We start from the raw sequence: 12450 nt of genomic DNA, 5'->3' as shown, positions 1-12450 counted from the left end.
GGAAGGCACCACTATGGTCATTGTCACGCATGAAATGACCTTCGCCAAGGAAGTGGCCAACCGCGTCATCTTCATGGATCAGGGGGTCATTGTGGAGGAAGGCGCCCCTGAAGCTATTTTCGGCAATCCGAAAGAAGCCCGCACCAGAGGGTTCCTGCAGCGGATTTTGGCCCGCGCTTGATCTAGCTGGCAGCTCCCTTATTTAGCTCGTCCTACCGTTCGCAACGGGGGCGAGCTTTTTGTGGTTATTGGAAGTATCGGCGTTGCCTATCACAGTTGTTCGGAAATCGGAATTATCCTAAAGCATCCTGTGATGGTAAGCTACTTGTACATACATATCAAAGAAGTGAATTCCAACATAGGGATAAAAATAATGAGAATCGTCAGGAGGAACAGTATGTTAAAAGATAAATGGGTCATCACGACAACGCTAGCGATAAGTTTGGTGTTGGCGGGCTGTTCGACCGGGGATGCCGCAAACACGGAAAGCAGCGAAGGGGCAGCCGCTTCATCCGCCACACCTGCCGCGGAGCAAGTCATCACTATCACGAATACGGGGGAGTTGGCTTCCTTGGACAACGCCATCTCAGCAGATAACTCCAGCTTGGTGGTGCTCGAGAACGCAAATGAAGGTCTTTATCGCGTCGGTGACGATGGCGCGTTTGAATTGGGTATCGCCGCCGAAGAGCCTGTCGTCAGTGAAGACGGACTGGAATATACTTTCAAGATTAGGGAAGATGCGAACTGGTCGAACGGTGATCCAGTGACCGCGCAGGATTTCGTCTATACCTACCAAAAAATCGTCGATCCAGCAACGGCTTCCCCGAACATCAACAAACTGTACCCGTTGAAGAATGCCGAAGCAATCAACAATGGGGAGTTGGACAAAGCCGAACTGGGTGTCGAAGCGGTCGATGAAAAGACCGTGAAGTTCACTTTGGGCAATCCGACCGCTTATTTCAAGGATTTGTTGGGGACGTCTTCCTACTTGCCGCAGAACCACCAAGTGGCGAGCGAGTTGGGCAGCGCCTACGGAACGAACAGTGAAAACACGGTGTACAATGGACCTTTCGTCGTGGAAGGTTGGGAAGGCACGGATCTGAACTGGTCGATGGTTCCAAACGAAGCTTATTGGGACGCGGAAAACGTCAAATTGGATCAGATCAACTGGGAAGTCAGCAAAGAAATCGCCACGAACATCAACTTGTTCGAATCCGGTGAAGTCCAGTTGACGCAGATCAGCAATCCTTACATTGAACAATATGCAGGATCCGACGCTTTGGTGACGGAACCGAAAGCTCTGTCCGGCTATGTCTGGTTTAACCAAGGCCGCACAAGCACAGCCAATGTCCATCTAAGGAAAGCTTTGTCTTATTCATTCGACAAGGAAGCGTATGTGAACACGGTTTTGAATGATGGTTCCGTGCCTTCGAATGGTTTTGTGCCATCCAATTACGCCTTCAATCCGGAAACGGATGAAGATTTCCGCGAAGAGAGTGGCGATTTGGCTGCCTACGATCTGGAAACGGCTCAGGCCGAGTGGGAAACTGCGAAGGAAGAATTGGGCATCGAAACGCTGTCGATCGAATTGCTGACATCCGATACCGAGACTTCCAAGACAACTGCCGAATTCCTGCAATCGCAATGGCAAGAGAACCTGCCGGGCTTGACGATCACAATCCGCAATGTGCCACTGAAGAGCCGCATGGAATCGACCACGAACGGTGACTATGACATCGCCTACGGAACCTATACGCCGAGTTATGCCGATCCGATCGCCTTTTTGGAGATGTATGAATCCACAAGCGGCTTGAACAGTTCGCGCTTTGCGGATGAAGGCTACGATGCTTTGTTGGACGACACTAGAAGCACGTATGCCAACGATCCGGAAGGTCGTTGGGAAGCACTGTTGGCGGCAGAAGAGACCTTGATCGCCGAGAACGCCGTGAATGCACCGATCTATCAAGGCGCCAACGCCAATTTGGTCGATCCATCCTTGAAGGATGTGCAGATCCAACCGGTGGGCGCAGCGATGTATTTCCGCACGGCTTACGTGGAAGAGTAAACGGACAACAGACTGAAAACAAGCTCTTGAGAAAATATCCGCTTAACGGACTTGCCTGCAGAAGGCGCCCGTTAGTCGGATATTTCCTTATATCGATATGAAAATCGTCAAAGAAAGGCGGATGAGGAATATGTACGAAAATTTATTAGAAAGATTCATCGCATACGCAAAGGTCGACACGCGTTCGGACGACAGTAGCTACACGGTGCCATCCACACATAACCAAGTGACTTTCGCCCTGGAGTTGGCGAAGGAACTGATCAGAATCGGTCTGGAGGAGGTCGAATATAATGAAACGAACGGCTTTCTGACCGCGACCCTGCCAAGCAATACGGCAGAAGCAGTGCCGGTCATCGGTTTCATTGCGCATCTGGACACGGCCGATTTCAACTCAGTCAATATCCATCCACAGGTCCATTGTGCTTATGATGGCGGCGATATCGTCTTGAACGAGGCTGAAAAAATCATCCTCTCGCCGAAGGAATTCCCGCGCTTGCGGAACTATATCGGGGAGACGGTCATCACTACGGACGGCACGACCCTGTTGGGCGCCGACGACAAAGCCGGCATTGCCTCGATCGTGACCGCCTGCGAGCAATTCATCGCGCATCCGGAACGGAAACACGGGAAGATCCGCCTCGCTTTCGGACCCGACGAAGAACTGGGAGCTCGCGGGGCGAAACTGTTCGATGTGGACCATTTCGCCGCCGACTTCGCCTACACGATCGATGGCGGGCCGATTGGAAATCTGACTTACGACAATTTCAATGCAGCCCAAGCGGAACTCACCATCCGCGGCACGAGCGTCCATCCTGGTTCCGCAAAGGACACGATGGTCAACGCTCTGCTGGTCGCCAGCCAATTTGCGGCAGCTTTGCCTCAGCACGAAACGCCAGAGTGCACCAGCGGCTACGAAGGCTACTACTTCCTGACTAGCCAGAGCGGGACCGTCGATGAAGTCAAACAGACCTACTACATCCGCGATCATGACCGTGAGCGATTCGCTGCCCGTAAGCGTTTCTTCACCGAACAGGTGGCGGCGTTCAACTCCCAGTTTGCCGAACCGCGGATTTCCTTGACGTTGTTCGACCAATACTACAATATGCGCGACATCATCGAGCAGCATCCGGTCGTTGTCGATCTGGCTGTGCAGGCTTATGAATCCTGCGGCATCACACCGGTCTTTAAACCGATGCGCGGCGGAACGGACGGCTGCATCATCTCGCACAAAGGTTTGCCGACCCCGAACCTGTTCTCCGGCACTGAAAACGGCCACGGGAAATACGAATTCGTGACGCTGGAGACGATGGAGAAATCCGTCGACGTCATCATGGCGATCGTCGAACAGAGTGCCGTACTGAGTAAAACTTTTCAGCTGGAAGGCATCTTCTCCTTAACGCAAGCCGTCAAAAATCGGGTATAATATACTTAGCAAACTGCAATTGGGGAGGGTGAATTGCATGAAAGAAACGGAAAAAGTATTGAAACAGTTGAACAAATTCATTTTGAATCACGTCGAGGATTACGACTCTGTGGATGAAGCAGTTGAAGCATTCACGAAGCTTTCCAACGAGGCCAGTGCCAAGGGCGAAACGTTCGTAATCGGAGAAATGACAAACGAGGAAAAAGCGACTGAAGAGCTGGAGAAGCTGGAGTTCGCGGCTTCCGAACGCGAATACGCAGCGATTTTGGAGCGTGCCTTGAAGTTGGATCCGGATAATTTGGAAGCCCGGCTATTTAAACTGGATCCTGAATCACTCGAATTCATTCATGAACTCAAGAAACTGGAGACACTCGGAAAGGCAGTGATGCAAAAGCGCGGTCTGGATGATGAGGAGTCCATCGGAAACTATTGGGGAATCGTCGAAACCAGGGCATACTTGCGCATCAAGGCGCTGTATGCGGATGAATTGCAGAAACGCCGGATGTTGACGGCTTCCGTGAGGGAGTATGAAGATATTTTGCGGTTGAACGAAGCTGACAATATGGGGATCCGCTACATTCTGATGGGTATCTACTGTCAGTTGGAACAAATGGAAAAAGCCAAAGAGCTTTACCAGCGCTCCCCTGAAGCATCCGCTCAGATGCTGTTGCCGCTGATTCTGCTTTCATTGAAATACGATGACGAGTTGAGCGCGAAACGCTATTACAAAGATCTACAGAAAGAAAACAAAAGCTGCAAAAAAGTTTTTGGCCGGCGGGAGTTTGATCTGGAGAGCATGGTGGAAGCAATCGATGCTGTTGATTATCTTGCGGACAGCGAAGAAGAACTCTACATCGCGATTTCCAATGTAATGACCGACTTTGCGGTCGTGCCGGATATGTACTATTTCAACTGGCTGAAGAAAAATCTAATCAAACCGCCTTCATCTAAACCGTCTAAGCCATCTAAGAAATGGATCCAGAAGAAAAAATAGTTGCCTGGGTGTTTGACAAAAGCTCGGTAAAAAAGCCGATAAGGAAACGGAATATCCGTGACCTTATCGGCTTTTTGTGTGCTTATGGTTGCTGCTTTCTACTTCAAACAGTCTTTATGGAATTGCAGATGGTCTTCGATGAAGGTAGCGATCGTAAAGTAACTGTGATCGTAACCGTCCAGTTTTTCGTAGCGCACTTTCTTGCCTTCAGTGGCTTGCAGGAAGGCTTCCTCGTTCAGTTGGACATCATAAAAATTGTCAGCTGTCCCTTGCGAAATAAGGATGGGCGGAGCTGCAGGGCTTTCCGCGATCAAGCTGGTCGCGTCCCACTCCGTCCAATTTGTTTCATCAGTCCCCAGGTAGGCGGTGAAGGCTTTTTGGCCCCAGGGAACCTGTGACGGATTCAGGATCGGTGCAAATGCCGAAATGGAGCGGAAGCGTTCCGGATTCTTCAAGCCGATGACCAACGCGCCGTGGCCACCCATCGAGTGTCCCATGATGCTCTCTTTTCCTGAAAAATTCGGAATCAGAGCATAGACAAGTTGAGGCAATTCTTCCGTCAAATAAGCATACATCCGATAATTTTTTGCCCACGGTTCCTGGGTGGCATTCAGATAGAAACCGGCGCCTTGGCCTAAGTCCCAACCTTCATCATCCGCCACAGCCGTTCCGCGCGGAGAAGTGTCCGGCATGGCAATGGCCAGTTGGTGCTGGTTTGCGTATTTTTGGAAGGCGCCTTTTTGGCTGAAGTTGTCGTCGGTGCACGTCAAGCCTGAAAGCCACCATATTAAATCTGTCGGCTTATTGTCCGTTTGTTGGGGCAGGAATAGACTGAAAACCATATCGCAATCCAGTGTTTCAGAGTAGTGGCGGTATTTTCTTTGTTCGCCCCCGAACGCTTTATGCGTTTCGATCAGAGTTGTTGTCATGTCCTTATTCTCCATAGGTCAAAATCGTGCGGATCGACTCGCCTTTGTGCAACAGGTCGAAGGCTTCATTGATGTCGGTGAAATTCAGGTGATGCGTGATGAAGCTGTCCAAGTCGATTTCGCCGTTCATGAAATCCTCAACCATTCCGGGCAGTTCTGTGCGGCCTTTGACACCGCCGAATGCAGAACCTCTCCAGACGCGTCCTGTCACCAATTGGAACGGACGGGTATGGATCTCTTTGCCGGCTCCCGCGACACCGATAATGATGCTTTCGCCCCAGCCTTTGTGGCAAGCTTCCAAAGCGGCTTTCATGACTTCGACATTTCCGATGCATTCAAAACTGTAATCCACGCCGCCGTTGGTCATTTCGATCAGGACTTCCTGGATCGGACGATCATGTTCGCTTGGGTTGACGAAATCAGTGGCGCCCATTTTTTTGGCCAGTTCCCATTTGTCGGGATTCATATCAATAGCGATGATGCGCTTGGCTTTGGCTTTTTTCAAACCTTGGATAACAGCCAGTCCGATCGCTCCAAGTCCGAAGACTGCAGTCACTGCGCCTTCTTCGACTTTTGCCGTGTTTTCGACAGCCCCGAGGCCGGTCGTCACGCCGCAACCGAACAAAGCAACTTTATCCAATGGCGCCTCTTTATCGATGTTGACTAGGTTGATTTCATTCACAACGGTGTATTCACTGAAAGTACTTGTCCCCATATAGTGATAAATCGGCTCTCCGTTGTAAGAGAAACGGGTCGTTCCATCCGGCATCAAGCCCTTGCCTTGGGTTTCGCGGACGGCTGAACACAGATTTGTTTTGCCGGACAGACAGAATTCGCATTCCCCACATTCCGGCGTGTAAAGAGGAATGACATGGTCCCCGGGCTTCACGGAAGTGACTTCATCACCCACGGCAACGACCACACCGGCGCCTTCATGGCCCAACACGGCAGGGAAAACACCTTCCGGATCTTCACCCGACAAAGTGAACGCATCGGTATGACAGACGGAAGTGTAAAGAATTTTCACCAATACTTCTTTGGCTTTTGGCTCTGCCACATCTATTTCCACGATTTCCAACGGTTTGCCTGGTCCAAAAGCGACAGCTGCTCTGCTTTTCATAATTTAATTTCCTTCTTTCTAAAAAATGGTATTTCGTTCTGTTAAAGAATACTATATAATGACTGTTGTGTGAATACTGACATAATTGTCACTATGGTTAATTTTATGAAAAGAGGCTGCCTGATGATCCAATACCAAGAGAAAGAATTTTACAACACTAAAGATTTAGCGTTATCTGTTGTGGGGGGAAGATGGAAAATTGCCATCATCTGGTCCTTACTCCACAACGGAACGCTGCGGCTGAGCGAGTTCAACAAGATCCTTCCTGACATCAACCAACGGATGCTGATCCGGCAGCTGCGGGAGTTGGAGCGCGACCTGATCATCGCCAGGACGGTCTATCCTGTTGTTCCCCCAAAAGTCGAGTATCACCTGACCGACATCGGCAAGGAATTGGCACCGGTCGTCCAATCGATTTGCGACTGGGGAGACCAATATCTGAAAGTAATAACGGAGGAATAGTCTGTGATTGAGTCATTAGCCGGAAGAGTATAAGGCTGCAAGAATACTAAAAACCCGCCAAACCCTTTTTGGCGGGTTTTTAGTATCGAAAGGTGAGTGGAGTACCCCGCCAAAAACCAGTTGGCCGCTTATCTCGGCGAATATAACGCAAAATAAACGACCAAAAGCCCGTTGGCGGGTTATTTCAGCCAAAACGAAAGAAAAATAACCCGCCACCCTGCTCAAAATAAAAAAGTAACCTCCGACCACCATAATAGTTGTACGAACAAATTAAATTTTATATCTTAATTTGTAAGTACATCTATTTTGTGCGGAATCAAATGTTAGCGGTTGCAATTATAAAGGAGGCGTTTTTTATCATTACCAGGTCAAGAATATCCAAGTTGTTGCTTTGCGGTATGGCCATCAGCATGGCTGCAACGGTCCAGTCCAAGTCACAGGTGCACGCGGCAGAATCAGATGAGCCCATCACTTTCTCGAATGCATCGGTCCACGATCCTTCCATCATCCAAGATCAGAAATCCGGGATGTATTACGTATTCGGCTCGCATATCGCAGCCGCGAAATCGCCGGATCTGATCAATTGGCAGAATTTCACCAACGGCTACACCAGTACGGACAACACGATTTACGGTGACCTGAGCGGAAACCTTTCCGAATCCTTCGCTTGGGCCGGGGAAGATGATGCTGACAGCAAAGGCGGCTATGCGGTCTGGGCACCGGATGTCATCTGGAACAAGCAGTACAGAAATGCGGACGGCAGCAAAGGCGCCTACATGCTGTACTACAGCGTTTCATCTACTTACATTCGTTCGGCTATCGGCTTGGCTGTGTCCAAGAATATCGAAGGACCCTACACATATGTCGATACGATCATCTATTCCGGATTCACGGAGGAAGAAACGTATGATGCGAACAGTGACGTCAACAAGCAATGGGAGAGCACAAATATCGATGAGCTGATCGAAGAGGGCGTACTGGAAGAGCCTAATCCAGAGTGGTTCACGGAAAACGGTGTCTACAACAATGCGGAATACACGAACGCCATCGATGCCAATGTCCTGTACGACAAGCAAGGGAAACTGTGGATGACGTATGGTTCGTGGTCGGGCGGGACCTTCATTCTTGAATTGGACAAAAAGACGGGCATTCCGCTTTACCCGGGCGAAGACGGCGTGACTAAGGATGGCCGAATGATCGACCGTTATTTCGGAACCAAGATCGCCGCCGGGTATGGGCGTTCTTCTGAAGGGACTTATGCCGTCTACGACAAAAAAGCAGGCTATTATTATCTTTATTTGACATATGGTGGATTGGCGTCTGACGGCGGCTACCAAATGCGACAATTCCGTTCGAAGTCGATCACAGGACCTTACGTGGATGCAGCAGGAAGCGAAGCCGTCTATCCCGAAACCTTCGACAAAGGTGTAGGCAATTTCCCCGGGGTCAATGACCATCAGGCTATCGGCAACAAACTGATCGGGAACTTCCTGTTCACCCGCGAATTGGGTGAAGACGGAACCGGGGACGGCGTCGGCTATCTGTCGGCGGGACACAATTCCTATTACATCGATGCCAAAGCTGATAAGGAATTTCTCGTGTTCCATACCCGCTTCCCGAACAAAGGCGAGACGCATGAAGTGCGTGTCCATCAGACGTTCAAGAACAGCAACGACTGGCCGGTTCCGACACCGTATCGCTATGCCGGCGAGACGATAACGGAAGTGACCCGAGAAGAAGTCACCGGCACTTACAAATTCGTCAACCACGGCAACCAGATCACCGGCCAATTGACGGAATCCACACTGATTCAGTTGCAGGCTGACGGTACGGTTGCGGGGGCACAGGCAGGCACATGGCGGCTGTATGATGATTATCGGGTTGAGCTGAAACTGGCTGACGGCACTTATGACGGGGTGTTCATCAACCAATGGGATCCGACGACAGAAGCGTGGGTCATGACCTTCAGCGGCATGTCCGAGAGCGGACAGGTCATCTGGGGAAGTCAAACGAGTACGACAACGGACGCGCAGCAGATGGAGAAAATCAAAGCGGAACTTTCTGCGTCCATGCCGGAATCCGTCGTGAAGAACATCGAGTTGCCGACTACCGCTGCGGGCGGAACCACTATCCAATGGACTTCCTCCGATCCTGCAGTCATTTCGGAAACAGGCGTCGTCACACGTCCCGAAGCGGACCAACCGGCAGCGATCGTGACGTTGACGGCACTTATCCAAAACGAGCTGCAATCGGAGCAGCTCAGCTTCGAAATCCAAGTCGAACCGAAGGAAGCCGGCAAGCTTTCGGCTTATTATTCCTTTGATGAGACCTATCAGAATGCGGCAGGCGATCAAACCGATGCGCAAGTGACCGGGGACCGGATCAACAACACAGGCGGAGCTGTGCCGTTCGTTGAGGGTATCAAAGGGCAGGCTGCTTCGTTCGACGGTAAATCCGGACTGTCGCTTGGAAAGGGCTTGATCACCCAGAATGCCTATACCGTAGCTTTTTGGATCAATCCAGCTGAGTTGAATCAGTTCACGACGGCCTTCTTCGGGGCTGCCACTGAGCAAAGTTGGATCAGCCTGACGCCTGTAGGTCCAGCCAACCAGACGATGCTCTGGTCTGGTCAGCAATGGTATGATGCGCCGATCGGTTCCACCATCCCGGCTGATACGTGGAGCCACGTGGCCTTTACCGTTTCGGATGGAAAGGTTGCCGTCTATACCAATGGCGAGGAACGGTTCGCGGGTGAGGCGTTCCCGAACATCTTTGAAGGTTCAGCTGCATCATTCGGCTTGGCCGTCAACTACTGGGATCAGCCGTTCAAAGGTCTGATCGATGAATTGTACATCCAGGACGGCATCGTCCTCCCGGCGGATGAAATCAAAGCGCTGTACGATGAAGGGGCCGCAGTTAATCCTGATGCGCTCGTCGCCGAAACATCCGTCAGCCAATCGACTTTATTGTACGGCGGACTTGCTATCGGAGTTATGGCCATCGCTAATGTTTCGGGGATTTACTTCAACAAGTCAGGTAAGAAAACAGAAGAGTAGTTCATCCGAATGGGGAAGCCATGTTTTCCTTGAACGGAAATGTAAAGAGGCCGGATCGCTGTATCTGGGCCTCTTTTGGTGGTTTCCGGCTAGGCCATAGCCGAAAAGGCCAAAAGGGTTCTGGCTTTACTTCAGGCTCATTTTGTTCGATAATGAACATGTGCGCGGCTCATTTTTGTTACAAAAAATTTATCGAAAGGAGGATGACGAAATATGATTACACTTTTCCGAACGATTGAGCCGTTGGAATTGCTGTTCATCATTGGTGTGGCCGGCACTGTCTTGACATTCCCGCTCAATGATATTTTGTCTGTGGGCTTCTACGATATCACTGATTTTTTTCTGGGCATTTTGACGGCGAGTCTGCTCGTCAATGCGCTGCAAAAATCGGATAGTTGGTCAAATGCCTCGTTCGCAGTGGCTTTTCTGGTTGTTTCAGCTTTCATCATCGCCTTCAAGATTTTCTTTGTCCTGCCCTTATTGAAGCGCGCGGAAAACAGCACCATCACCAGCTCAAAAGATTTGGAAGGCAAAGAAGCGACGGTGACCGTGCCGATCGGGCAGAAAACGATCGGTGAAATCATCGTATCGACCGGATTCGGTAAAATGAACAGAATGGCGCTCATCTATGCCTGTTCCGACACCGCGGATATTCTGAACATCGCCAGCGGAGAAACGGTACTGATCATTGAAGTCCGGGATAACATTGCCTATGTCACGCCCTACAGAAATGCTATCCACAGCCCTGTGGATAAAACGACTGAATGGAATCAAAAAAAATATAAAGGTGGAAAATAAATGACGAATTTTTTGGATCAGTTTATGGGTATCGGTATTTTAGTGGTTTTATTGGTGGTTGCTTTGATCATTTTCATCGGGCGCTACAAAACGGCTTCGCCGGATAAGGCGCTGATCGTCAGCGGAAGTTTTCTTGGCAGCAAGAATACGCACATCGACAAAGCGACCGGCAACACGATGAAAGTGGTGCGCGGCGGTGGTACTTTTGTCATCCCGGTATTTCAGACAGCCAAGGAGCTATCGCTCTTGTCGAGCAAATTGGAAGTCAGTACGCCGGCTGTCTACACGGAGGAAGGGGTTCCTGTCTCAGCTGACGGAACAGTTATCATTAAGGTCGGTTCCACAGTGGAAGAAATAGCCACAGCAGCCGAACAGTACTTAAGCAAGCCGACAGAGGATCTGGAGAATGAAGCCCGCGAGGTTTTGGAAGGCCATTTGCGCTCCATTCTGGGTTCTATGACGGTCGAAGAAATCTACAAGAACCGCGATAAGTTTTCGCAAGAAGTCCAGGCAGTCGCCAGTGTTGATTTGGCTAAGATGGGCTTGGTCATCGTCTCTTTCACCGTGAAGGAAGTGACGGATGAAAATGGTTATCTGGATGCTCTGGGACAACCGCGGATCGCCCAGGTCAAACGGGATGCGCATATCGCTCAGGCTGAAGCCGATAAAGAGACGCGCATCAAGCGTGCCCAAGCGGAGCAAGAATCGAAGGAAGCCGAAATTTTGAGAGAGACCCAGATTGCGGAATCGAATAAACAGAAGGAATTGAAGCTGGCGGCATTCCGTCAAGAGCAGGACGTAGCCAAAGCAAAAGCCGATAATGCTTATGCGCTGGAAAAAGCGCAGCTGGACATCTTGTTGAAAGAAAAAGAAATGAACGTTGACATAACGGAACGTGTGAAACAAATCGAACTGGAAGAGAAAGAAATCATCCGGAGAGAAAAACAATATGACGCAGAAGTGCGTAAGAAAGCTGATGCAGAGCGGTATGCCATCGAAACCAAAGCGGCTGCCGACAAACAAAAAGCAATCTGGGAATCCGAAGCAAGGGCCAAAGAGAAGGAACTGAACGGTTTGGCGGAATCTGCCAGCATCCTTGCGATCGGGGAAGCCGAAGCGAAAGCGAAGGAAGCTTTAGCGAACGCGTTGAAACAATACGGGGAAGCAGCCATCTTGACGATGCTGATCGAAAAATATCCGGATATCGTGCGTGCTGCTGCGGAACCGATCTCCAATATCGACAGAATCACGGTAATCGATGGCGGCAACGGCAGTCAAGGGGCTGCAAAAGTGGCCAACTATGCCAGTCAAGTCCTCACTGCTACCCAGGAAGGCCTCAAAGAAACGACCGGGATGGATGTGACTGCTTTGATCGAGTCTTTCATCGGAAATAAAAATATCGGCAGCAAACTGGGCGCGCTCAATGACACCTTGTCTGCAGACATTTCAGCTGATAAGGAGATCAGTCCAGCGGCAGCCGGCAAAGAACCGGAATCGGGAGTAGCAGTTTCTTAAAAGTAGGCATACAGCCAAGGCCTAACAGTCAGAATATTCATAAAATCAGAATCCTTCGGAAGCCCAAAAGCTCCGAAGGATTTTTTTT

9 protein-coding genes and 1 pseudogene are annotated in these 12450 nt (G+C 50.2%); 8 read left to right on the top strand and 2 right to left on the bottom strand.

Translation table 11 applies throughout. From position 1 onward, the window contains the following. From ACTCCX_RS06170 to ACTCCX_RS06155, 4 genes and pseudogenes are all read left to right on the top strand, one after another. Window positions 1–181 (top strand): annotated as a pseudogene (locus ACTCCX_RS06170) (amino acid ABC transporter ATP-binding protein); the annotation flags it as partial. A gap of 216 nt (window positions 182–397) precedes the next feature. Then, a complete protein-coding gene (locus ACTCCX_RS06165) occupies window positions 398–2065 on the top strand; it encodes a peptide ABC transporter substrate-binding protein (RefSeq protein ID WP_463275187.1) in 1668 nt (555 codons plus the stop codon). A gap of 130 nt (window positions 2066–2195) precedes the next feature. Next, complete coding sequence (gene pepT / locus ACTCCX_RS06160; RefSeq protein ID WP_463275186.1) at window positions 2196–3488, top strand: peptidase T; 1293 nt, start codon at window positions 2196–2198, stop codon at window positions 3486–3488. Between the two features lie 37 nt (window positions 3489–3525). Beyond that, a complete protein-coding gene (locus ACTCCX_RS06155) occupies window positions 3526–4482 on the top strand; it encodes a hypothetical protein (RefSeq protein WP_422293689.1) in 957 nt (318 codons plus the stop codon). Between the two features lie 98 nt (window positions 4483–4580). Here the strand turns inward: ACTCCX_RS06155 and fghA are convergent, their stop codons facing one another. Together fghA and ACTCCX_RS06145 are read right to left on the bottom strand one after the other, a co-directional pair. After that, the gene (fghA, locus tag ACTCCX_RS06150; protein ID WP_463275185.1) at window positions 4581–5411 is read right to left on the bottom strand and encodes an S-formylglutathione hydrolase; all 831 of its coding nucleotides are present in this window, start codon (window positions 5409–5411) and stop codon (window positions 4581–4583) included. A gap of 4 nt (window positions 5412–5415) precedes the next feature. Then, on the bottom strand, window positions 5416–6531 hold the full coding sequence (locus ACTCCX_RS06145; protein ID WP_068561550.1) for an S-(hydroxymethyl)glutathione dehydrogenase/class III alcohol dehydrogenase: 1116 nt from the start codon (window positions 6529–6531) through the stop codon (window positions 5416–5418). A gap of 123 nt (window positions 6532–6654) precedes the next feature. On the opposite strand from ACTCCX_RS06145, the gene ACTCCX_RS06140 reads away from it, so the two are divergent. The 4 genes from ACTCCX_RS06140 (at window position 6655) to ACTCCX_RS06125 (ending at window position 12362) form a co-directional block, all read left to right on the top strand. Continuing rightward, window positions 6655–6993, top strand: coding sequence for a winged helix-turn-helix transcriptional regulator (locus ACTCCX_RS06140; protein WP_083546523.1), 339 nt, complete (start codon window positions 6655–6657; stop codon window positions 6991–6993). A gap of 398 nt (window positions 6994–7391) precedes the next feature. Then, window positions 7392–10049, top strand: a complete 2658-nt coding sequence (locus ACTCCX_RS06135; protein ID WP_463275184.1) for a lipocalin-like domain-containing protein — start codon at window positions 7392–7394, stop codon at window positions 10047–10049. Between the two features lie 213 nt (window positions 10050–10262). After that, entirely contained in the window at window positions 10263–10847 is a 585-nt protein-coding gene (locus tag ACTCCX_RS06130) for an NfeD family protein (protein ID WP_086990034.1), read from the top strand. Next, window positions 10848–12362: a flotillin family protein gene (locus ACTCCX_RS06125; protein WP_086990031.1), complete on the top strand. Its 1515-nt coding sequence runs from the start codon at window positions 10848–10850 to the stop codon at window positions 12360–12362. Window positions 12363–12450: the final 88 nt, after the last annotated feature.

This window comes from Trichococcus sp. (assembly GCF_055118575.1).
Note: the sequence above shows the minus strand (reverse complement) of the source record. Positions and strands in the feature narration are given on the sequence as shown.